Source organism: Algoriphagus yeomjeoni (assembly GCF_003259505.1).
GTDB lineage: Bacteria > Bacteroidota > Bacteroidia > Cytophagales > Cyclobacteriaceae > Algoriphagus > Algoriphagus yeomjeoni.
This window is the reverse complement of the sequence record NZ_QLLK01000002.1, coordinates 319,948-343,092: the sequence shown is the minus strand read 5'-3', so window position 1 is coordinate 343,092 and position 23,145 is coordinate 319,948. Positions and strand designations below refer to the sequence as shown.

General features: G+C 39.7%; 17 protein-coding genes. 10 read left to right on the top strand and 7 right to left on the bottom strand.

Features of this window, described 5'->3' with window-relative positions; translation table 11 throughout:
* Positions 1-120 precede the first annotated feature (120 nt).
* Positions 121-1,245 (top strand): pyridoxal phosphate-dependent aminotransferase, encoded by a 1,125-nt coding sequence (locus LV83_RS04795; RefSeq protein ID WP_111610398.1) that lies wholly within the window; start codon positions 121-123, stop codon positions 1,243-1,245.
* Positions 1,245-1,796 (top strand): GNAT family N-acetyltransferase, encoded by a 552-nt coding sequence (locus LV83_RS04790; protein ID WP_111610397.1) that lies wholly within the window; start codon positions 1,245-1,247, stop codon positions 1,794-1,796. Before LV83_RS04795 ends, LV83_RS04790 begins: the two co-directional genes overlap by 1 nt.
* 6 nt (positions 1,797-1,802) lie before the next feature.
* Here the strand turns inward: LV83_RS04790 and LV83_RS04785 are convergent, their stop codons facing one another.
* Both LV83_RS04785 and LV83_RS04780 read right to left on the bottom strand, forming a co-directional pair.
* Positions 1,803-2,702: a hypothetical protein gene (locus LV83_RS04785; protein ID WP_111610396.1), complete on the bottom strand. Its 900-nt coding sequence runs from the start codon at positions 2,700-2,702 to the stop codon at positions 1,803-1,805.
* 8 nt (positions 2,703-2,710) lie between these two features.
* Positions 2,711-4,750, bottom strand: a complete 2,040-nt coding sequence (locus tag LV83_RS04780) for a hypothetical protein (protein ID WP_111610395.1) — start codon at positions 4,748-4,750, stop codon at positions 2,711-2,713.
* 408 nt (positions 4,751-5,158) lie between these two features.
* Here LV83_RS04780 and LV83_RS04775 point away from each other — a divergent pair, with 408 nt between their 5' ends.
* Entirely contained in the window at positions 5,159-7,003 is a 1,845-nt protein-coding gene (locus LV83_RS04775) for a hypothetical protein (RefSeq protein WP_111610394.1), read from the top strand.
* Positions 7,004-7,005: 2 nt separating this feature from the next.
* Here the strand turns inward: LV83_RS04775 and LV83_RS04770 are convergent, their stop codons facing one another.
* Positions 7,006-8,235 (bottom strand): Nramp family divalent metal transporter, encoded by a 1,230-nt coding sequence (locus LV83_RS04770; protein ID WP_111610393.1) that lies wholly within the window; start codon positions 8,233-8,235, stop codon positions 7,006-7,008.
* Between the two features lie 96 nt (positions 8,236-8,331).
* On the opposite strand from LV83_RS04770, the gene LV83_RS04765 reads away from it, so the two are divergent.
* The 4 genes from LV83_RS04765 (at position 8,332) to LV83_RS04750 (ending at position 13,538) form a co-directional block, all read left to right on the top strand.
* Positions 8,332-9,342 carry an alpha/beta fold hydrolase gene (locus LV83_RS04765; RefSeq protein ID WP_211320454.1) on the top strand — a complete coding sequence of 337 codons (1,011 nt, stop codon included), beginning with the start codon at positions 8,332-8,334 and terminating at the stop codon, positions 9,340-9,342.
* Entirely contained in the window at positions 9,332-10,576 is a 1,245-nt protein-coding gene (rmuC, locus tag LV83_RS04760; protein WP_111610392.1) for a DNA recombination protein RmuC, read from the top strand. The genes LV83_RS04765 and rmuC overlap by 11 nt, the downstream gene beginning before the upstream one ends.
* Positions 10,577-10,739: 163 nt before the next feature.
* Positions 10,740-12,086, top strand: coding sequence for a Trk system potassium transporter TrkA (gene trkA / locus LV83_RS04755; RefSeq protein ID WP_111610391.1), 1,347 nt, complete (start codon positions 10,740-10,742; stop codon positions 12,084-12,086).
* A gap of 3 nt (positions 12,087-12,089) precedes the next feature.
* On the top strand, positions 12,090-13,538 hold the full coding sequence (locus LV83_RS04750) for a TrkH family potassium uptake protein (RefSeq protein WP_111610390.1): 1,449 nt from the start codon (positions 12,090-12,092) through the stop codon (positions 13,536-13,538).
* Here LV83_RS04750 and LV83_RS04745 read toward each other — a convergent pair.
* Entirely contained in the window at positions 13,535-15,994 is a 2,460-nt protein-coding gene (locus LV83_RS04745; RefSeq protein WP_111610389.1) for a ligase-associated DNA damage response DEXH box helicase, read from the bottom strand. The genes LV83_RS04750 and LV83_RS04745 overlap by 4 nt on opposite strands.
* Positions 15,995-16,137: 143 nt before the next feature.
* Between LV83_RS04745 and LV83_RS04740 the strand changes: the two genes are divergently transcribed.
* The gene (locus tag LV83_RS04740; protein ID WP_111610388.1) at positions 16,138-16,650 is read left to right on the top strand and encodes a hypothetical protein; all 513 of its coding nucleotides are present in this window, start codon (positions 16,138-16,140) and stop codon (positions 16,648-16,650) included.
* A 71-nt stretch (positions 16,651-16,721) separates the two neighbouring features.
* On the opposite strand, the gene LV83_RS04735 is transcribed toward LV83_RS04740, so the two are convergent.
* Both LV83_RS04735 and LV83_RS04730 read right to left on the bottom strand, forming a co-directional pair.
* Positions 16,722-17,321 (bottom strand): hypothetical protein, encoded by a 600-nt coding sequence (locus LV83_RS04735; RefSeq protein ID WP_111610387.1) that lies wholly within the window; start codon positions 17,319-17,321, stop codon positions 16,722-16,724.
* 11 nt (positions 17,322-17,332) lie between these two features.
* Positions 17,333-19,639: a TonB-dependent receptor gene (locus LV83_RS04730; protein ID WP_111610386.1), complete on the bottom strand. Its 2,307-nt coding sequence runs from the start codon at positions 19,637-19,639 to the stop codon at positions 17,333-17,335.
* A gap of 220 nt (positions 19,640-19,859) precedes the next feature.
* Between LV83_RS04730 and LV83_RS04720 the strand changes: the two genes are divergently transcribed.
* Positions 19,860-21,224 carry an exonuclease domain-containing protein gene (locus LV83_RS04720; protein WP_111610384.1) on the top strand — a complete coding sequence of 455 codons (1,365 nt, stop codon included), beginning with the start codon at positions 19,860-19,862 and terminating at the stop codon, positions 21,222-21,224.
* Between the two features lie 6 nt (positions 21,225-21,230).
* Here the strand turns inward: LV83_RS04720 and ypfJ are convergent, their stop codons facing one another.
* Positions 21,231-22,133 (bottom strand): KPN_02809 family neutral zinc metallopeptidase, encoded by a 903-nt coding sequence (gene ypfJ / locus LV83_RS04715; protein WP_111610383.1) that lies wholly within the window; start codon positions 22,131-22,133, stop codon positions 21,231-21,233.
* 208 nt (positions 22,134-22,341) lie between these two features.
* On the opposite strand from ypfJ, the gene LV83_RS04710 reads away from it, so the two are divergent.
* Positions 22,342-23,115, top strand: coding sequence for a 3-keto-disaccharide hydrolase (locus tag LV83_RS04710; protein WP_111610382.1), 774 nt, complete (start codon positions 22,342-22,344; stop codon positions 23,113-23,115).
* Positions 23,116-23,145 lie beyond the last annotated feature (30 nt).

Here is a 23,145-nt window from a genome sequence, read left to right as displayed (position 1 = left end):
TAATTTTACAAGGGCCCACTTTTTCCAAATATGCTATTATTAATAAAAATACTTTAATGATGAAAATATTATAATATGTGTGGTTGTACATTATTATTTTAACAATTAAATGGTAAAATCATGTCAGGAATTTCAAGAAGATCATGGCTAAAAAAAGCTTCTTTTGGTAGTGGATTAGCTGCCTTAGGAACGACTGGGATTTTCAGTTCTCTTTCTGCCGAGGAAATCAGAAAGTATAATCCTAGACCTATTGATTCACCAATTCGCCTAGGTTCTAATGAGAATCCGTACGGCCCTTCAGAATCCATGCGAAACGCTATGATAAAAGGATTTGATAATGGCTGTCGATACCCTTGGGGATTCAATGCGGACTTAGTCAAAATGATCGCCGAAAAAGAAGGAGTTCCTGAAGACCACATTGTGTTGGTAGCAGGTTCTACAGAAGGATTGAAAATAGCCGGGATCACTTTTGGAGGTGGGGGAGAGATCATATCATGTTCACCTACCTTTTTATCAATGATGAGCTATGCTGAGCTTTGGGGTACAGATATTAATTGGGTGCCATTGAACAAGGACTTGGACTTTGATTTAGAAGAGATAGAGAAACGGGTTTCCTATAAAACCAAGATGGTTTTTCTTTGTAATCCCAATAACCCAACTGGTAAATTACTTCCGGCAGATCAAGTGGTGGATTTTTGCAAAACAGTGAGCAAGCATGCAGTAGTTTTTTCTGATGAAGCCTACTATGATTACATCACCGAACCGAATTACCCATCGATGGTTGAGTTGGTGAAGCAAGGTTACGATGTGATAGTTTCCCGTACTTTTTCAAAAGTTTACGGACTGGCTGGGATACGAATGGGATATTTGATTGCAAAGCCTGAGTTGGCCAAATTACTTTCGGACCGCGTAGTCGCTAACACTAACATTATGGCAATTGAAGCAAGTAAGGCTGCACTTCTTGACAAAGACTTTTACCAGTTTTCTCTTCAAAAAACTGCGGAAGCTAAATCTTTGCTTACAAAAACACTGGATGATTTGAAGTTGCCTTATTTGGATTCTCATGCGAACTTCATTTTTTTCCACTCAGGAAGGGATATCAAAGAATTGAATAAGACGATGTTTGATAAAGGATTTATTGTCGGTAGGCCTTTCGAACCGTTGAATGACTGGTGCAGAATTTCTACCGGTACTATAGAAGAAGTAGTACTTTATAACGAAGCAATAAAAGAAGTTTTAGGCTAATGTTGAATTCCAATTTAGTTTTAGAAAATGATAAAATCCTGCTCAGACCTCTTACAGAGCAGGATTTTCCAATTTTGATTCCACTGGCAAATGATCCAAATCTTTGGACTTACTTCACATATGACCTGAGTATTCCTTCAGAATTTGAGGAATGGGCAAAGCCTGCGTTAGCAGGAGCTCGATTACAATTCTTAGTTTGGGATAAACAGTTAAACCAAGCAGTAGGGAGTACTGCTTTTGGAAACTATTCTGATAGAGACCAAAGAATAGAAATTGGTTGGACTTGGCTAGGCAGAGCATTTCATGGTACTGGTATCAATCAGGCCATGAAGCTTTTGATGCTTGAATATTGCTTTGAGACTTTAAAACTCAAGCGTGTTGAAATCAAAACCGATGTGCTGAATTTACCTGCTCGAAAGGCATTGATGAAATTTGGGGCGGTCGAGGAAGGAGTACTAAGAAGCCATACTTTACTTACTCACGGTAGACGCAGAGATACTATTTATTATAGTGTGTTGGATAGTGAGTGGGGATCTACAATGAAGATATGAGCTTACTTAATTTTGATTTCCTATGCCCGCATGTACCCAAGGATTTCCTAGGAGATAGTAGTTTCTAAGTACTTCAGTAATTTCTTTTGATTCTTGCTGGATCAATTTTAAAATAACAGCAGCAATACTTGCGACCGGTGGAGATTTTGAAGCCGCTAGCCAAGCAGCCGAAAGCATCTGGTTTTCTTCTGTATTTATTTTATACGGACTTGCTAATAGGCATTTGGTTGCGCCACTACGATACCAGCTGAGAGCAATATTTTCAGTTGAATGCTTGTCAAGAGTGGAACAGGTAAACCAAAGTGTGGCATTAAGTGGTTTAGCTGGAATATGAGCTAGTAATTCGTCTTTTTCGAGGTGGCCATAGCCTCTTAGAAGATTTGCCTCCCCATGGCCCCAATACACCCAATTTCCAGTCATGGTCGAGATTGCAGAAAGAATCTCGGATTTGTAAAAATCGCCTGGGTGAAAATCTTCCGCTCCAGCTTCTGACCACAGTTTCAGCATTTTTGTATACGGTTGTTGGTATTGGCAAGTCAAATGTGTTTTGGGTGCCAAATCAATTTTATCACAGAGAAAATCCAATAGCGCATTCTCTAATTCCTTCCATTCATCCGCAAAAAAGATTGAGTTTACTACCGGTCGAAATTTCTCATTGCACACAATAGGTGGCCAATCTTGCATCTTATTAACCTTAGCCCAAGAATGTGGCAATACGACCAATGCTGAATTTGCAGCATGCTGATCAACTGAGGCATATAGCTTAGTTAAAAATGACTCGGAGTCCAAATAAACAGCATCAGGAATAGAAATGGTGAAAAAGCGAGGTTGAAATTTATTCAACCTCGCTACAAAAAATCCAGCTGGTATAGTCCATGATTCTGGTATAACAATCGCTTTATTCACTTAAAAAATTATTTAGTTGCGAAAATAAGTTTGCTGCTAAGCTGTAAATCTTTTAAGGCAAATCTGTTGATTACAAATCGAGATTTGTGGACTTGCTTAGCATAAGGTCGAAGAAGGTCAACTGGAATCCTGGTCCTTTGCCCGTCAAATTCTGCCTTCCAAAATTCCTGAACTACAACAGCTTGTTGCTCTCTTTCCAAATTCAGTAATTTACCTCCTGCATTTCTCAGATCATCTTCTGATAGGTTATAGGCTTTGCCAAAGAACTGAGAATGCAATGCCTCAATCATATAAACACCACCCGAAGTAACTGCCTGCCAAACGTGCGTCAATTCATGGATCAAAACGTCCATACTTAAGGTAGCACCAGACTTGTGATTGATGACGTACATCGTAGTAAATGGACGGTTTTTGTTCATCCACATAATCAAGTCTGCAGCTAAACTAGCGTCAGTTAATTTCACTCGATCTAAGTCAATTGAAACCCCAAACACTTTTTCAGCCTCTGCTCTTTCACTTGCATTGAGGCCTCGGTGTGACCCAAAAATATCCATCAAAATAGCAAAAGTAACTGCTGCAATACTTGCTCCTAGTTTCGTCGCTTCTATCATCAAAGTCACAGCAGATTTACCAATTTCGATTAAGCCTTTAATTAGTCCCTCTCTGAAAGCGTCTCTGACATTGGTGATGATTTCCTTAAACACTTCTCGCCAATGATTAACAGTGCCAACGATCGCTGTAATCAACGTGCGAATAACAGATACTGACTTTTGTGCAATGACTTCAAGGATCTCCTTCATTCTAGTCCAAATGATTCGTAATGCTTGCATGAGTTTTCTAGCTTCAGCTGCTACAAATCGTGCAATGTCATTGATAATAGCGCTTAGGGAAATTGCCAAATCTTTCATCGCTCCAATGATTACTGCCAAATGCTGGGCTGTTCGAGAAATCACCTCTTTCAGCATGCTAAATACAGTAGTTCCCAAATCCTTCAATGCTTCAATCACCACCCTCGCGATTAAGCGAGTTTGATTGATTACTGCCAGCATTATTTCCCGGACAGTTTTCCCAATCTTTTTTAATTCCTGAACCAGCCTCTTTCCAAAATCAAGCGCAAAGCGGTTCAATCTGGAAATAAAGTCTATGACTCTTTTTCCAGCACTTACTAGGGCTCTTACTATCGCATTTAGCCTGGATGCTGCCATTTTTGCTACTTCAATCAATAAAGAAGTGAATGAGCCAAGAAGTTCTTCTAGCTTTTTGAGTACTTCTTTTAAAATGTTTGTTGCTTGGCTGATTGCCCAGTTAAGAATATCCAGCGCTTTTTTACCAGCTTCGATGATTGCTTGAACAAATTTCTTCACAGCAGATAGACCCTTCTTCACAGCTTCAGATAATAATTGAGAGATGGATTTTCCGGCAGCGAGAACTGCCTCTACAAAGTCATCTATTTTAGCTTGTGTCCAGGTTACTACCTTAGCTACCGCATCTGCCAAATTTTTGCCGGCAGCTGCAATAGCATCTGCCACAGTATTAATGGCTCCCACCACGGCATCTACTACATTGCTAGCTGTATCCTTGATCCAGCCCCAAAGCCCATCTGTTTCGTCTGGTACCACACCAGTTTTCAAGATTTTCCCTGCTGCACTCATCCATTCTGCGACATCCTTAATATCTCCGCCTTCTCCGAAGTAATCCTTCATCATATCTCCAGCTTCAGATCTCTTTAGCCTCGCAATCTGATGAACTAAGAGGGGAGCCTGTCTATTTTTCAAAAAACTCTTTACTACCACTTTTCGGGACTCAGGATTTGCTTTTGATGACCAGGATGCCAATTCAAAAGCTTCTTCGAAATCCCCTTGTTGGCTTCTTAGTAGAATTGCTTTAGATGTAAGGTCTAGGTCAGCTTTGCTTTTGCCTTCGCTACCTTTCAGGACTTGCGTGATGTTTTTTCTATCCACCTGCAAGACCTGCATTGCCTGAAATTTTGTCTTGAGGCTTCTACTTGCCTGTAATTTTTTTAATTGAGTATCATTAAGATTTCCCATTTTGATAAAAATTTAGAGTATAAAAATTGATGTTAAATAATATCCCAAAGGTGACTCATTGAGGTTTTTTATTGAAAAAATAAGGCCAGTGTTATTATTGATTTGAGCCATTTCCAGAATAAAAATTGGCAAAAAATGCACTTAGCGCTTAAAGTTTGACAGGGTTGCCCGCTTTTCAGTAAGAGAATAACTCTTTAGAGATAAGGAAATAAATTTGATTGAATTTCTACTTCAGGGCATTAAGTTGAAATTAAATGTATTTGAAATAATTATTTTTTGGTTTAATAGGTTTGGTCTTGCTATATTGAAAGTCTTTTTAGTCCAACTTTTTGTTTTCATAAGGCATTTAAATTTTTGAAACATCTTTTCTGGACTGAAATTTTTGGACATCATTTAACCCAGAAAACTATGAAACTGGAAAAGATCCTAGACAGGCTCAGCTCAATAGAAAAAAACTCTTTCATTAAAATCATTGATAATATTATTTCATCTAATAAGGATATAGCGAAGCAAGTAGAAAAAATCTTAGTACCAACTAGTAAAAGTATTAAATCAGTTGATAATCAAAATATTGCAAAGATTTTTGATTTAACATCTCCTGAATTTATGGATTTTATTAAAGCCGAATTCCAAGAGGCTTCTTCCCAGTTGGATATTCTGATAGATATTATAACTCGAGATGGAAACTGTATCATGAAGCAAGATTGGTTTTCAAGGCTGTATGATGCAGAACTCAAACAATTAAAAGTTAAGATAAAGAACTTGTCGTCAGAGTTTGAAAATGATAAATCGGAACTTAGTGAGTCTAGAAAAAGAGATTACAAAATATACCAATCTTGTTTATCTACTGCTTTTCATAACGATGTAGCAAATAATAGAGAAGCAAAAATCACATCCGATGAACTATCGATTATTTTGACTCTATCAAAAGTACTTGGTTTATCACAAGAGGAAATAAAATTGATTAACTATTCGATTTTACCTGTAAAAAAGACGGAGATACTCGATGTAGTAAATAATCTAAAAAATATTGGAGTGATTTTTTACTCTAAAAAAGAGAATACCATTTTTGTTGCTGATGAAATGGTGCGACTTCTCAGAAAAGTTAGAAAGAAGGAAGTAGCAGATAAATTTTATAGAAGGACTCTTAAACTGCTCAGAGAACCTATTATAAATTCAATTGCTAAAAAGCACAACATTGATAGGAAATTGAGCTACTCGGAGAAAATAGAAGAGATAATCAAAGAAGGAGTTCCTTATACTGATTTATTGTTGAATGATATTTATAAAGAAGGTATTAACCTGACTGAAAAGAAAAAAACGTTGAATGAGCTTTGTGAAAAGGGGCTTTTAATCCCAAACCTTAAGGGAAGTACGCTTAATGAAAAAATAGATAGTTTGATTCAATACTTTGAAGCTGTTGAGAAGGACGAAAAAGTTGGGATTTCAATAGATGGTTATGAAAAATTATTGACTGAATTAAATAAGTCATTACCAGCATTGAATAAGAATCTTAAAGATCATTTTGAACTGCAAGATGAATATGTTTTAAAAGCTGACTTTTTATTGGATTACAATATCAAGCCTAGAGATATTCTCGATCTCATTGACAAAGCGGATATCGAGAAATTCAAAAAAGACAATGGTGTGAAGCTCAGAGGGGATGATATCCTCAATATTTTGGAGCATTACAAAGATGTAGAAAATCTCTACTTAGAAAATTACGAAAACGTTGCTTACAGAAATTATAATCAATTAAAAGAAAATGGAATTCAGATAAAAGAGAGTGAATTGGGGCTGAAATTTGAAGAACTAACCAGAGTGATTTTTAAAGGTTTAGGTTTTAATGTTGATGAGCAACTAAAACAAGAATTAAATACGAGTAAGGATTTAATGGATATCCTAATAAACTTAGGTAAAAATGAAATTATCATAATTGAGTGTAAGACTAGTAAGGAAAGCGGATACAATAAATTCAGTACCGTTTCAAGACAATTGAAGTCCTACCAAAATCTCTCATTGAAAAATAATCTTCGTATAGTTAAAATTCTCTTAGTTGCTCCAGAATTCAGCGATGATTTTGTGACGGATTGCGAAATGGATGTGGAGATGAACCTTTCTCTTCTTACAGCTTCTACTTTACTGAATATATACGAGGCATTCAAAGAGTCTAAATATCAAGAATTTCCATATGTTCTTTTCAGAGATATAGTTATAAATCAAGAGAGAATAATCAAGGCCTTAAGTAAATAATATCAATAATTATATCCCAAAACCGCCAAAATACTTTTCAATCCAAGTGCTAAAGTGACAAGCCAGATTAACACTGCTAGGATTGTTTGCGAAGGCTTATTTCGGAAATTTCCCAAAACCTCTTTTTGCGAAGCAATCCAAATAATCCATCCACTGATGAGAGGAAGTAGAACTCCATTTGCCAGTTGGGCGAGGGTGATTAATTGCACAGGTTTGATTCCAAGTGAGGCAAAGAGAAGCCCAAGTCCCACGATTACCCCCATAGATATGCGCATGGATCTTGAGCGGATTTCCTGACTCCAGCCCATTATTCCGCATATTACCAGTCCTGCTGCAAGCGGTGCTGTGATACTGGAAGTGAGGCCAGCTGCCATTAGTCCGAAACCCATGAGATACTTCGCAAAGTTCCCAAAAAGCCCTTCTAATCCTTTGGACACGTCAATCGCGCTAGAGATTTCACTACTTGAATTTGCTGCTCCTACCATCAAAATAGCCATGGAAACGAGTCCGCCAAGAATGATGGAGATAGCAATATCTCTTCGCATCCAAGAGATGTCATCAGATCCTGACCAGCGATTTTTAGCCAAGCTTGCGTATAGAAATAGATTATAAGGAACTACAGTTGTCCCGATCAAAGCAACCAAAGTAGGTAGATTGGCATCATTCCAATTTGGAACAAAACCTCCAAAAACAGCCGTCCAATCGGGCTTTGTCAGTATGGCTGTTACAGAAAAAGCAATAGACATGAAGATAACCAAGCCCACAAGCACCCGCTCCAAAGCTTTGTAATTACCCAGCCAAAGCAAACTGAAAGCAAAAATACCTAAGATTAAATTTCCAGTCTGAATCTCAAAACTTGCAAAATTTAGCGTTGGAGCATCCCAGAAAACCTGAAGTCCTAAGTTTGTTCCCGATATATTCCCCGATTCATAAGCTGCATTTCCGAGGCCAATTGCAGTTAGCACCAGAATCATTGAGAAAATCTTGAAAAGTGGCTTTCCAGACTGATTTCGAATCAATTGGCTAAGATCCTGACCTGTAACTAGACCTATTCTGCCGGAGATTTCTTGTAAAATCACGGTGGAAATAATCGATAAACCCAAGGCCCAAAGTAAGCTGAATCCGAAATTCACTCCGGCTAAGGTACACACGGTCACAGTGCCAGGACCGATGAAAGCCGCTGCGATAATTGGGCCTGGCCCAAGATTATTAATGAATGATTTAAAACTCAAAGTTTATATTTAAATATCAAGCTATAGAATAGGGTAGGGTTTTTGTACTTTTTTATTTCTGGAGCAACTAATCACAAACTCAAAAAAGCCGATTTTATGGTTTGGATCAAACGAATTTTAAAAGTATTGATGGTAATTGTTTTATCGTTTGTTTTCTTTTTGTTTTTACTTTTTAGAAGTGATATTCCGGCAGAGGAACTGGAGCAGAAATATGCTACCCCCGAATCACATTTTATATCCATCGATGGAATGAATGTGCATGTGCGGATCATGGGAGAGGGAGAGCCGATAATTCTGCTTCATGGAAGTTTTTCTTCACTTCATACTTGGGATGCTTGGCAGCAGGAATTGAGTCCTTACTTTCTTACTATTTCAGTTGATTTTCCTGGTCATGGACTTACTGGTCCAGATGAGTTGATGCGATATAGTTTAACGGATTACTCACTTTTGATTTTAGAATTATCCGAAAAGCTGAACCTTGATAAGTTTCATTTGGCCGGAAATTCCATGGGAGGAGCTGTAGCGATGCAAATTGCATCAACTCGGCCGGATAAAGTTCTATCATTAAACCTTATTGACGCATCTGGCGCACCTTCTATTCCTGAGTTGAGGATGGATGAGCAAGCGCCTGAGAAAACTGATCCCTGGATTATTAAAGTGGCTAAGAATCCGGTTTTTTCATCTATACTTTTGAAATGCACGCCTAAGTTTCTTTTCGGGATGAATATGAAGCAGGTCTATGCGGATCCCGATAAGATCACTGATCAGGCAATCACCCGATATTATGAATTAATGCTTCGTGCAGGCAATCGGAAAGCTACGTTGGATAGATTAGGAGCACCTCGCGAGACGCGTATAGATTTTGAAAGGCTGAATATGCCAACTTTGATTATGTGGGGAAAGGAAGATTCCTGGATTCCTGTGTCTCAGGGATATGCGTTAGAAAAAGCTATTCCAGGGTCCAAATTGGTAGTTTTTGATAATGCTGGTCATGTGCCTATGGAAGAAATACCGACGGAGTCTGTCGCTAAATATCTCTCGTTTTTAGGGGTGGAGGTACGAATGGACTACTTTCAGGAACCCAAACTAATGACATATGCCGATTGAATATTTGATTGTTTTAGTGATCATTCTTCAAGTGATCTTCATAGTTCTATTTTTCCTGCGAAAGAACAATGAGCAGGAAAAAACTTTTTTGCAAGCTGAATTGGCTAGAATGAGTAAAGAGCTCGAAGTGGCTTTGGCACAATCCAGACGTGAAGCAAGTGAGAATCTAACGAACCAGTTTCAGCTGGTTTTCAACAGTATTCGCGCTAATTCCAAGGATCAAAATGAGGCTTTGAAATCCTTTGGAGAGGTTTTTCGCCAAAATGTCCAAGAATTCAATACACTTCAGCGAGAGAAGTTCTCTGAGTTGAACAGACGTCAAGAGGATTTGATGAAAAACACTGAGTTACGGCTCGAGAAAATCCGTGAAACAGTAGATGAAAAGCTACAGAAGACTCTTGAAACCCGTCTTGGACAATCCTTTGAGATGGTGAGTAATCAGCTTCAGGCAGTTCAAAAAGGCTTGGGCGAAATGCAAAGCTTGGCATCTGGTGTTGGGGATTTGAAGCGTGTTTTGACGAACGTAAAGAGTCGAGGCGTTCTAGGGGAATATCAGTTGCAGGCTATTTTGGAGAATTTACTTTCTGCTGAGCAATATGTTTTGAATGCTGAAGTAGGCAAGGGGAATCGGGAGCGTGTAGAATTTGCTGTGAAAATGCCAGGACAAAATGATCCTGTTCTCCTACCAATAGATTCTAAATTCCCACAAGAATCTTATTTAAGACTGGTTGACGCCTATGAAATAGCCTCCAAGCCGGAAATAGAAATGAATCGAAATGAGCTTTTCAAAGCCGTAAGAAAAGCAGCGCAGGATATTCAAAACAAATATATTCATCCACCTTACACTACTGATTTCGCTCTACTTTTTCTCCCTGTAGAAAGTCTTTATGCTGAAATCCTCCGGGAACCTGGGCTCACACAGCAAATCCAGCAAGATTATAAAGTGCTGGTAACGGGCCCAACTACACTTTCTGCCATCTTAAATAGTCTCCAAATGGGATTTAGAACCTTGGCGATACAGAAGAGAAGTTCTGAGGTTTGGCAAGTTTTGGGAGCGATCAAAACCGAGTTTGGGAAATTCGGTGAGCTGATCGAAAAGACCCAGAAGAAGCTTTCAGAGGCAAATTCTGAACTAGACAAACTGGTGGGAGCAAGAACAAGAGTGATTCAGCGGAAGTTGAAAGATATCCAGGAATTGCCAGAAGCTGAAAGTAGTAAACTGCTCGAGGACTGATGTTTTAGAATAGAGGAAGGTTGAAAAAACCTCGCAAAAAGTGAATTTTTAGATTTTAGGTTTGTTACTTTGACTCGTAAGGCCAAAAGAAATTGCTTAATATCTGATTACCATTTAGAAAGCTATTATTTTTGCCAATTCAAAAATCACCTGAATTACCTCTATGGGGATGAATATAGTGATTGCCGGTGCTGGAGATATGGGTTACCACCTCGCTGAGCAATTAAGTTTTGATAATAAGGACATCACGCTGATCGATACAGACAGAGAAGTCCTGGACTACGTGTCCTCCAAACTCGACGTATTAACAGTTCAGGGAGATGCTACCTCTTTTGAAATTCTCAAACGTGCTAATGTGAACAGAGCCAGCATGGTTTTGGCGGTTACAACCTCTGAGAAAACCAATATTGTTACTGCTGTTTTGGCAAAGCAACTTGGAGCAAAACGTGTGATGGCTAGAGTGAGAAATCACTCGTATATGGAGTCTGATAATTTGGCCTATTTCAAAAATTTAGGCATTGACAATCTGATTTCGCCTACAATGCTTTGCAGCAAGCACATTTTTAATATGATTGAAAACTCCAGCTTCACTGAAGTTTTCGATTTTGAAGGCGGAAAACTCAATATTGTTGGGATCACCTTAGATCAAAGCAATCCTTTGGTCAACCAGCGGATTATGGATACCAAATCCAATCCAATTTTTGATGACATTCGAATAATAGCGATTCTGAGGGATCAAAAAACACTAATACCTAGAGGCAGCACGATCATTCGAAACAATGACCACGTATTTTTCATTTCGAATAAGAAAAATACACAGACCATCATGGAAGTGCTAGGTCAAGAAAAGTATACCATCAAAAATGTGATGATTATCGGTGGTGATGATATGGCCTTGACTACTGCGCTCAGGCTAGAAGATCATTTCAGAGTAACTCTAATCAATAAGGACAAGGAACGCTGTAAGTGGCTAGCTGAGAATCTTAAAAATTCGCTAGTGATCAACGGAGATTATAAAAATGTAGAATTGCTAATCGAAGAGGGCTTGGAGCAAATGGATGCATTTCTAGCATTGACCGAATCATCTGAGACGAATATTATTGCGAGTTTGACTGCCAAAAATCACGGTGTGTACAAAACAATTGCTCACGTTGATACGCGGGAGTATATCCATATTTCTCATAGTATTGGTGTCGATTCGCTTATCAACAAGAAACTGGTTGCAGCAAATGAGATTTCAAGATTCTTGAAAAAGGGTACAGTGGAGGCTGTTTCTGGTATTTATGGAGTAGACGCTGAGTTTATCCAATACTCCGTTTGTAAGAATAACAGATTAATTAAAAATCCACTTAGAGAATTGCACTTTCCAGATTCGGCTATTGTAGCTGGAGTTATCCGTGGAGAAGAAGTCTTTATTCCAGATGGGGATTTTCAGCTGGATTTGAACGATAAAGCTATTGTATTGGCATTGCCAGAAGCCAAGAATGCACTAGAAAAACTGTTTCATTAAGGGATGATCCATTTTAAAGAAATCGGGAAAATCATGGGAGCACTCTTGGTGCTAATTTCCCTTTTGATGCTTCCTGGAATTATTTTTTCAATTCATTTCGATGAAGACCCTTGGCCTATCTTGAGTTCTGCCCTGATCACCATGGTTATCGGAGCCACGCTTTTTTTCTCATTTTCTAAGCAAGATCAGAATATTCGGAAGCGGGAAGGGTACCTCATAGTTGCCCTGAGCTGGGTTTTTATGGCAGGATTTGGAATGCTTCCATATGTGCTCAGTAACCAGATAAATGGATTTTCGGATGCGCTTTTCGAGACCATGTCTGGCCTCACTACCACAGGAGCTTCTATTTTGACAGATATTGAAGCTATGCCTAAGGGGTTGCTTTTTTGGAGAAGTATGACACAGTGGATCGGTGGTTTGGGAATCATCGTTTTGACAGTTGCTATTTTCCCACTTTTAGGAATAGGCGGGATTGAGCTCTTTGTAGCAGAATCTCCTGGACCTACTTCTGATAAAGTTCACCCGAGAATTTCTGAAACAGCGAAGCGTCTGTGGTACGTCTATGTAGGGCTTACTGTCTTGGCAACTTTACTCTATTGGGTGGGAGGAATGACCTTTTTCGATGCGATCAATCATGCCCTTACTACGCTAGCGACCGGAGGATTCTCTACCAAGAATGCGAGTATGGCTTATTACGATTCAGCATTCATTCAGTATGTAGCTATCTTCTTCATGTTTTTGGCGGGCACAAACTTTACTGTGATCTATTTTGGTCTGATCGGGAAATTCAAAAGAGTGTTGCGAAGTGATGAGTTCAAAACCTATGGGTTTACCCTTCTTGCCCTTGCAATTATCCTGTATTACCCGATTTTCGCAAATGGTGGTGTAAGCCATGAATTGGCCTTCCGCAAATCTTTATTTCAAGTTGTTTCGATTGTTACAACTACCGGATACGTAACAGATGATTATACCCAGTACAGTCAAGGTCTGACTTTCATCTGCTTTATGTTGTTGTTTTTAGGTGGTTGTGCAGGCTCTACTGCCGGTGGGATCAAGTTTGTAAGACATCTGACATTCATTAAGAATTCATGGCTTGAATTTAAGCGATTGGTTCACCCAAGAGCGATTGTACCTTTGATGATCAATGGGGATAGAGTTACGGGTAGGATCATCACGCATATCATGAATTTCTTGTTGATTTACCTTTTGACTTTTGTGTTAGGTGCCTTGGCTCTTTCTCTCATGGGGTATGATTTGGCCACTTCACTAGGTTCGGTCGCCACTTCTCTTGCCAATGTCGGTCCGGGAATCGGCAAAGTAGGACCGGTTGATAATTTTGCTTTTTTCTCGCCTTCGGCAAAAATCTTCCTCTCTGTAATTATGCTTCTAGGACGATTGGAGCTATTTACACTCCTAATTTTATTCACTCCATTCTTCTGGAGAGCTAATTAATCTGTCACCTGAAACTGCGCCTGGATCTTCGCTATTCGGTCTTCAATTGATTCAGAGCTGATGGACGTTCTACTTAGTCGGTCTACCATTATTGGAAAGGAAAAAGGAGTGAATTGCACCGGGTGCTTCACTACCAATCGTTGACGATTGATTTTTTGCAACGCATGAATCATTTTATCCTCTTCCATTTGCTGATCTATTGCCTCGCCGTGTGCTTGTTTTAGCAATAGATTCTCAGGATCATATTGCTCAAAAACCTGAAAAAGTAAACTTGAATTAGCTTGGATATGCTTGAACGTAGTTGGCTTTCCCGGATAACCCTGAAAGACTAACCCTGCAATACTTGCAATCTCTCTAAATTTTCTTCGTGTCATTTCCGTCTCATTTACACAGCGAAGGATATCTTCCCGGAGGTTTTTGAGAGAAAAAAGATCCTCCTCAAGTATTTCCTCGATATTCACATAGCTGTCGCAAAGCAGTTCAAATCCATAATCATTCATAGCCATACTGAAGGTGACAGGATAGCTGACGCTGATTCTGTAGGCGATCAATGCGCTCATTAATTCATGAATTGCCCTACCCTCGAATGGATAAAAGAAGATGTGAAACCCTTGATTAGTCTCATGCGATTCTAGCAAAAAAGTATCCTTGTTTGGGACAATAGAAAGACGGTTTTGCAGCTCCAAAATAGGCGATGCCTGGACAATTTCTTCTGAGATTGAAATTCCCTGATTGTAGAGTTCGAAGATCTCCCGGATCTTTTCAGCCAGTTTAGATGAAAGTGACATTCTTGCCCCCATCCAACTTACTACATTAGTCGTCTTCTTTTCAGAAACTTTTACTGTAGCTGTCAACCCATTTACTCTTAGCAATTCAAGACTTCTTCCTGTAAAGAAAAATCGGTCGCCAATTTTCATTTTTGAAATAAAGGATTCTTCCACAGTACCGAGGTAGGCTCCATTTTTGAACTTTACTTTAATCATAGCCTCTGAGACGATTGTCCCCATAGACAAGCGGTGCTTCATCGCTATCTTTTTATTTGTGACCTTATAAAGTCCATCCTCAGTTTGGATTACCTTCAAAAAGTCCTCATAACTTGCCAATGAAGCACCGCCTTTGGTGATAAAGTCCATCACCCAAGACATCTCCGCTACAGATAAGGTTTTATAGGAATGACACTTTTTCACCACGTCATAGATTGACTTTTCATCAAATCCATCACCGACTGCGAGCGTTACCAGAAATTGAATCAAGACGTCATAGGCTAGGATAGGAGGGAACTGTGACTCCATTTCTTCCTTTTCTATCGCATCTCGAAGGGCAGCAGCTTCGATTAATTCCAGTGAATTAGTGGGTACAAAAAATATCTCCGAAGGTAATCCGGGCTGATGGGAAGCACGCCCGGCTCGCTGCATGAAGCGGGATACTCCTTTTGGACTGCCAACCTGGATAACTCGGTTCACAGGTCGAAAATCTACTCCCAAGTCCAGACTGGAGGTACAGACTACCAGTTTTAACTTTCCTTCATGAAGCGCGTTTTCCACCCAACCACGAACAGACATATCTAATGAACCATGGTGCATGGCAATCCAGCCTGCCCAATCTGGCCTTGCCTCAAGTATCTTCTGATACCAGATTTCCGTTTGTGATCGGGTGTTGGTGAAAAGCAAAACTGTTTTGCCTGCTTCAATAATCGGAATGACTTGGTCCAGCATTCTAATTCCCAAGTGACCATGCCAGGGGTATTTCTCTACCTCCTCCGGGATCACTGTATTTAGAATTATTAGTTTCTTGATATCTGCCTTGACGATATGAACTGGTAAATTTTCTCCCAAAAGCGTTTTCGCGGCAGCTTCCAAGTTTCCGATAGTGGCAGAAACTGCCCATCTGCGAAAAGTGCTGGGGCAAATAGATTGAATGTATTCAAGTGCCAACTGAACCTGCACGCCACGCTTATTCCCAACCAGCTCATGCCATTCGTCTACTACAATGGCTTGCACTGTATGGAAAAGGTCTGCGTGATCTTTTTGGGAAATCAGCACATGCAAAGTCTCAGGTGTGGTTATTAAACACTCAGGTGGTCTTCGCTTGATAGCGGCGCGGGTTTTAGCGTCCGTGTCACCATTTCTAACTACTACTTGCCACGGAAGACCGATGGTCTCACAGACTTCCTGCATTGCTTTTTGGATATCCTGGGCCAAAGCACGAAGGGGAGTTACCCAGATCAACTGAATGCCATTTTTCTTGGGGCTCTGCCAGGAATCGGGATTATTTTTTATGTATTCTAAAATGACAGGAAACCAAAGGGCAAAAGTTTTACCTGAGCCTGTAGGAGCATTGAGAAGCCCGGATTTCCCGTCGAGGTAATCATTCCAAGTTTGCTCCTGAAATGGAAAAAGCGTCCAACCTTTCTTTTGAAAATAATCCAAACCAACTGCTAGGCGCGTTTCTTTCATTAGTAAAATTTATAAGGAGATTTAGTTAAGTTTATGAAGCTAATCGATTTGAAAAAACGGGAAGAACTCCAAATGAATTGATAATTTTAGAAATAACCGAACAGTTGTAAATCTGTTTGCGTTGAGTTTAGAAAAATAGATCTATGAGAAATATAATTGTTTTGCTTCTGGTTTTGATGGGTTTTGGATCTTGTACTGACAGCGATCAAGATCTTTATACTGGACAAAAATTGGATTTTCAATTGTTTAAAGCCAGTGATTTTGACTACAGTGGGACGTTTTCTGTCAGGGAATTGATAGATGGTAATTTGGAGGCTACCATACAGTTAGTAGGAGAAAGAAGTTCTGCTGCCACTACTTTTCCGGCCCATTTACATCATGGAGATTATACAGATCCAGAAGCGCCAATGGCTCTGATGCTTACTCCAGTAAGTGGAGATGACCTGCAGAGTAAAACCGTTCTTGGTAGTTTGATGGATGGTACAAAGCTAAGCTTTGAGGATATGAAGACTTTTGATGGACATGTGAAAGTGCATTTGGCGAGTGAAGGTCCGGATTATCAAGTGATTTTAGTCGCTGGGAATGTTGGATCGAATGTAGATGAGGTTGGAGGTTTTTATGCAGATTTAATGACGATTTGCTCTCCTGATTTTTAAAATTCTGGATTTACTCTAAACATAAAAAGCAGCTCTAAAGCTGCTTTTTATGTTTAATACTAGAATAAAAATTACTCTACTACAACTGGGAAAGTGATATCCAAATCAGATTCTCCACCTGCCTGAGCATAGTCTGTGAAATTTGGATTTTCTGCTCCTGGGTAGTTTTTGTCCAAATCATGACGAAGGATCACACGCATTTCAGCGTTGTTGAATCCTGGAAACTCCTGTACAGCTACGATGCCTTTCAGTCCTATCAACTCACCACCTTCATCGTCATAGGTATACGAGAGAAATGGAGAGCTATTGAATGCAGAACCCAAGAAATAGAATTGATGCTCATCGCCTTCTTCTTGAATCTCTTCAGTGATATTTTCATTTTCGATGGAGTTATAAACTTCGATAGACATTTGGTACGTTTTACCCTTTGTCAATCTGACGGTTTCAACCGTTGGTGCTCCACCCACTTCAATTCCTTCTGCGTCAGAAGCTGTAAATTCAAAAGGTGAGCCTACAGCATTTCCGCTGGCGTCGATTTCTTGGAACATCAGCGTGACATCTGTGATCACTTCTCCGTCATTTTCAGGAACTGGGTCTTCACTTTCGCAGCTTGAAATGGAAAATGATACTAATGCTAGTGCAATGAGGTAAAGTTTGTTTTTAGTGTTCATAAAATAATTGGTTAGAATTCATAGTTTATTTTTAATAAGACATTTCTTCCCATATCATAAGTGAAGTATCGAAAGCGGTTCATATAGTCTTTATACTCGGTATTGAATACATTCTGTACTTGAAGTCCAAGGTTCATCTTGTTTTCACCGATGTTTACTTGTTTGGTGTAGGCTAGGTTGAATAAAGCATAAGCTGGGGGAGCAGGAGCAATGTCGAAATCCGGCTCTCTGTTTTGCTTTGCGACCAACACATTACTTATTGTGATTTTATTGGTTTTTGGGTCAATATCCTTTGCGAAGTTGTAGGATAAACCCCAATCCATTCTATTCGATGGAATAAATGGGAAGTAGCTGTCATCTTCTGTGTTCTTTGCCTGTACGATTGATCCTTTTAAATATCCACTGATTTTGTCCGTGAATTCATAGCTTCCTGCAAAGTCGAATCCATAAAAAAATGCATTTGCCTGCAAGTATTCATATACATTGAATGTGCCTCTCAGGCTCACGTAGGTTTCACCTGTAGGATTGAGGAAAATGTAATCTTGAATAGGATTCAGGTAAGCAGTAAATTCCAAATGGGTTTTATTTCCATCGTATTGTAATTCATTTATCCATTTAAGGGATTTTTCAGAATTTAGGTCGGCATTACCAATTTCCACAGCTGCAGCGCCATGATGAAGACCTTCAGAGAATAATTCATTGACATTAGGTGGTCTCCAAGCTGAGCCAAGATTGGAATTGAAAGTAAGGTCTGGACTGATATGGTAAAGACCTCCCAGGAATGCCGAAAAATTTTGATAATCCAAATCCGCTGTTCTCAATTCATTATCAATGTATCTGGCAGTATTCACATTTCTGAAGTCATATCGAACTCCAGCTTCCACTTCTAGTGGACCTTTGGAATATTTCTCCATAGCGTACATTCCTACATTGACCATGTCGTAGTTGGGTATAAGAGGAGTCACACCCGTACCTGGAACATTGCTATTTGCCTGCTGAATGAGATTTACACCCCAAGTGCCACTTAATTCATTCTTATGGGTGTGATTTACATAGAGGTCTAGCGTATTGGTGAAAAGCTCTAAATCTAAACTTGCTTTTTCATTCAGGTCTCCTCTTCGTTTGTCAAATTCCTGTCGGTGATTCAGCTGAAATCCATACTGGAAATTTACTTTCCAACTCTCAGAAATATGATAATGTGACTTTAACTTAGCCAACTGATGCGTTACCCGTTGTTTGGGATTGAGGATGTCATAAGTGAATTCTCCATCTGAGAACGGGCGGCCATTTTCAATGATGTTTTCTAAATCCGAAAGGTTTCCTGTATGTGAATCATTCAATATTCCCAACTCAGAATGGAATAAACTGTAATAAGCTTCCACCCCAAGTTTTGAACTGCTATACCCTAGAGAACTGCTTAGATTAAGCTCACTGACGCCCGTATTGTCCTGAAAATATCCTGGTGATTTTATAGTACCTGATCTTTTAGCAGATCCTTGAATTCTGTATCCTAGGCCTTTAACTTTTTCCGCACCTCCCACATGCACCAGATTGATATTACCCATTCCTCCGTTAGTTGCACCGATCAGGTTGAGACTTGTCTTGCTAAATTTATTTGTTGGAAGTGGAGCAGGATTCACTAAAATAACGCCTCCCATTGCTTCTGGGCCATATCTTACCGTCTCGGCACCTTTTACCACTGTGATCTCATCTGCTAGAAAAGGGTCAATTTCCGGCGCATGTTCTGCTCCCCATTGTTGTCCCTCCAATCGAATCCCATTGTTCATGATCATGATTCTATTGCTGTGCATGCCATGGATCACAGGCTTAGCGATGCTGTTTCCGGTAGAAAAAGTAGATACGCCGGAGATTCTTTTTAGACTTTCTCCTAGATTTTCTCCTCTTGATTCGAGTAGACTTTCTCCATAAAGAGCAGAAACAGCTGTTGTAGTCTGCACCGCATCTCGATGCCCGTGGACTTCTATTCCCTGCAGTCCCACAGCTTCCTCCTCCATTCTATAGGTCTTGCTAAAAGAGCTGGATTGTAGCGTTACTGTATCGGAGATGGTTTTGTGCGCAAGGAATTGTATGCTAAGCGAATATGTGCCACTACAGAGATTCTTTATGGTGAAATTACCATTCTGGTCACTGACAGCTCCTTCTTCAGCTTCGGATACCCAAATGTAAGCTGCTTCAATAGGCTCATTGTTTTCCAGATGGATGATTTTGCCTCTTATGGATAAATTACAATCCTGCCCCTGAATAGTATGGCCAAGCAGTAAAATCAATGATAATAGTATTCCTGTTTTCAAATTCACGTTGCAAAAATAGTAGGCGTTAATTTTATAAACTAGTATAAATGAAACAAAGTTGCATTAATGGGATAAATGGTAAAAAACTAAAAGGAATCGATGTTTTGGTATGTGATTGGGCTGGTGTTGTGTGTTTTTTTAGACATAGAAAATCCCATCTCGATGATTCTTTGTCATTCTCTGACATCTTTTCTGATCTGAAAATTCTAATCCTTACTTTTAGCCAATGGAATTTGCCATAGTAGATATTGAGACCACCGGCGGTGCGCCAAAGTACGGTGGCATTACAGAAGTTGCAGTTTTGATCCATGATGGAGAATCAATTATCAGGGAATATCAGACTCTACTTAATCCTGAACAGGCAATCCCAACATACATTACTGGGCTGACTGGAATTGACAATTTCATGGTGAGACATCAGCCAACTTTTGAAGCTATTCATGAGGAGTTGTGGGAATTGCTTCACGACAGGGTTTTTGTAGCACACAATGTCAGTTTTGATTATGGATTTCTCAGAGAGGCATTTTTCCGGGTAGGAAAGGAGCTCAAAACTCCGAAACTATGTACTGTGCGCCTGAGTAGAAAAGTTTATCCTGGAATGAAATCCTATAGCCTAGGAAGGCTGTGCGAAAGTCAGAAAATAGAGATTGAAGCTAGGCACCGAGCAATGGGTGACGCTAAGGCGACAGCGATCTTGTTTGATCGGATGATTAAATCTGATTACCAAATTATAAATCAATCTCTCAAGAAGAATACAGGCGAGGCTTTTTTGCCACCCAATTTTCCTCATTCTAAATTCAAAGAAATACCTACATCCTGTGGTGTTTATTACATGCTGGATGAGCGTGGCAAGGTGATTTATGTAGGTAAGGCAATTAATATAAGAGAACGCTTCAAAAACCACTTTTCCGGTCAGTTGCTTCCAAACCTGAAGCAAAAGTTGAAGACAGAAGTTTTTGATTTGAAATGGGAACTGACTGGAAGTGAAATAATGGCTCTATTATTTGAGGCATTGGAAATCAAACGTTTATGGCCAAAGTATAACTCAGCTTTGAAGCTTCCAAAGCGTGTGTTTGGTTTGTTCCATTACGAGGATAATTCTGGCTATGGAAGATTTCAGGTTTCGAAGATTTCCAAGTTTTTTAAACCAATCGAATCCTTTTTCTCGATGGAGGAAGCTAATACTTTTCTCAAAACTGGAATCAAAACTTATGGCCTCTGCCCCAAACTAAGTGGCCTTAGAAAAGTGAATTGCGCTCCAGAAGAGGAAATGAGTTGTAACGGTGCGTGCCATTATACTGAGAATCCCAAAGCCTATAACAAGCGGGTTGCTGAGTTTATGGGGAAAATAAAGGAGAGTCAGAAGGAAATCCTGATCAAACTGGAAGGCAGAAATTCCAATGAAACTGCGTATTGCATGTTTGAAAGTGGAATGCTAAGCAGATTTGCCTATCTCGAAAACGACCAACTTTCGGATGACATCCCTTCCCAATTGGATATGGTGACACAAGTTCCAGAGACTTATTACATCTTACGTCAATACATTCATCAGATCGATCCTGAGCAGATTCAAGTGCTCGAAACGAATTGAAGAGGACTATAAGTCATTCGTATTAAATGTATCGCCCTGATTGATGTCTCCAGTTTCAAATCCTTTTTTAAACCATTTCATGCGCTGGGCGGAAGTTCCATGGGTAAAAGAATCAGGTGTCACCCGTCCTGTTGCCTGCTTTTGTAGTCGGTCATCTCCGATTGCGTTTGCAGCATTTAGTGCTTCGGCCAAGTCGCCTTTTTCCATCCATCCGATGGATTTCTGACTATGATTTGCCCAAACTCCTGCCAAGAAATCAGCCTGAAGCTCTAATCTCACAGAGAATTGATTGTATTCTTTTTCACTCACTTGACCTCGAAGCTTATCCATTTCTGCGGTGATGCCAGAGATTTTCTGAATATGATGCCCGACTTCATGTGCGATGACATATGCTTGAGCAAAGTCTCCCGGAGCATTTAATTTCATCTCCATTTCCTTGAAAAAGCTAAGGTCTATGTAAAGTTTTTCGTCTCCAGGGCAGTAGAAAGGTCCTGTGGCGCTAGATGCCATACCGCACGCAGAAGAAACTTGTCCACTGAAAAGTACCAAAGTGGGTTCTCTATAATTATCCAACAGCTGATTCCAAACGTCTTCTGTATCAGCCAAAATAGTTTCGCTGAAAGCAGCCAATCGATCTTCTTCCTCAGAGGGAGTGTAATTGGTCTCAGTAGTGAACCCCTGTCCACCACCTCCTCCCATAAAGTTTCCTAAAAAGGTGAGAGGATTAGTGCCTGTGATGACAGAAATGGCAATTATTATTCCGACGATTATGAGTCCGGTTTTGGAGAATAAAACCTTAAGAAGTGGTCCGATAAGCATGGGATTGAATCCTCCTCCGCCGGATCCTCCAACTCGTTGACCGCGTCTATCTTCTACATTAGAGCTTCGTCTTCTTCCTTCCCATTTCATAGGTATTTTATTTAATTTTTTGGGGTATTATAGTCTATCCAAACCTGTTCATCGAAACTGAGGGAGTAATTATTCTTCCATCTTCGTCCTTCTAGTTAAGGTCGAATTCAGATAATAAAAGGTTCTATTTTGTTTAAAATTAACCAAATTGGGCAATTGCACATTGACTTATACTTATTTTTGCCAAATTAATTAAACCCTAAAATCTATGAATAATAAAGTTTTTCAAAGACTTGCACTTACACTTTCACTTGCCTGTGTCTTCACCTTAGTTCAAGCTCAAACGGGAGTAGGTGTAAAGCCTGAGAAGGGTGCCAAATTATATCTGGATGGCTCCAAAAAATCTCTTGAAAAAAACTGGGAGTATTGGGAAGGACCTAGGTTTATGGCCGAAAAACCAATTAAATGGCCTGAAGTAACTGATCCTGCAGATGGTGGAAAGGCGATTAGCAGTAACGATCCAGCAGCAGCGGGAGGACTTTATGGCGCTGCAGATATTGTGACAAAAGACAAATTCAAAGATTTTCGTGCCCATGTAGAATTCTACATAAAAAATGAAGGCGGAAATAGTGGAGTATATTTACAGAATAGGTATGAGGTACAAATTCTTGATGGTGATTATGGGGATCATGGTTTGGGAGCTTTGATCAACGAGCATATTCCTACTTCTGAAGAATATTATGGTATAGGCAAGTGGAATGCTTATGATATTGTTTTTAAAGCAGCTCGTTTTGAAAATGGGAAACTAGTTGCAAAGCCTCGCGCGACAGTCTATTTAAATGGGGTGAAAATTCACGAAGACAAAGAAATACAGCAGGTTTGGGGTGGTCCCAATTCAGGGCTTGATGGTGGGAATGACGGTGGCAAAGGAATTACAGATAGACCTGGAGGATTGAAGCTACAAGCAGAAGGACATGATGTATTTTATAGAAATGTTTGGATTAAGAAGATGGATCTGGATGGTAAGTCCACTGATTTCTGATTTCACTAAAGAAAAATTGGAAAGCCCTGA

Bases quoted from the DNA above. Each gene is read 5' to 3' on its own strand.
- ypfJ (WP_111610383.1), bottom strand. From the start codon at position 22,133: ATGAAATGGGAAGGAAGAAGACGAAGCTCTAATGTAGAAGATAGACGC.
- LV83_RS04750 (WP_111610390.1), top strand. From the start codon at position 12,090: ATGATCCATTTTAAAGAAATCGGGAAAATCATGGGAGCACTCTTGGTG.
- LV83_RS04780 (WP_111610395.1), bottom strand. From the start codon at position 4,750: ATGGGAAATCTTAATGATACTCAATTAAAAAAATTACAGGCAAGTAGA.
- LV83_RS04710 (WP_111610382.1), top strand. From the start codon at position 22,342: ATGAATAATAAAGTTTTTCAAAGACTTGCACTTACACTTTCACTTGCC.
- LV83_RS04765 (WP_211320454.1), top strand. From the start codon at position 8,332: ATGGTTTGGATCAAACGAATTTTAAAAGTATTGATGGTAATTGTTTTA.
- LV83_RS04775 (WP_111610394.1), top strand. From the start codon at position 5,159: ATGAAACTGGAAAAGATCCTAGACAGGCTCAGCTCAATAGAAAAAAAC.
- LV83_RS04740 (WP_111610388.1), top strand. From the start codon at position 16,138: ATGAGAAATATAATTGTTTTGCTTCTGGTTTTGATGGGTTTTGGATCT.
- LV83_RS04795 (WP_111610398.1), top strand. From the start codon at position 121: ATGTCAGGAATTTCAAGAAGATCATGGCTAAAAAAAGCTTCTTTTGGT.
- LV83_RS04745 (WP_111610389.1), bottom strand. From the start codon at position 15,994: ATGAAAGAAACGCGCCTAGCAGTTGGTTTGGATTATTTTCAAAAGAAA.
- LV83_RS04790 (WP_111610397.1), top strand. From the start codon at position 1,245: ATGTTGAATTCCAATTTAGTTTTAGAAAATGATAAAATCCTGCTCAGA.
- LV83_RS04720 (WP_111610384.1), top strand. From the start codon at position 19,860: ATGGAATTTGCCATAGTAGATATTGAGACCACCGGCGGTGCGCCAAAG.
- LV83_RS04735 (WP_111610387.1), bottom strand. From the start codon at position 17,321: ATGAACACTAAAAACAAACTTTACCTCATTGCACTAGCATTAGTATCA.
- rmuC (WP_111610392.1), top strand. From the start codon at position 9,332: ATGCCGATTGAATATTTGATTGTTTTAGTGATCATTCTTCAAGTGATC.
- trkA (WP_111610391.1), top strand. From the start codon at position 10,740: ATGGGGATGAATATAGTGATTGCCGGTGCTGGAGATATGGGTTACCAC.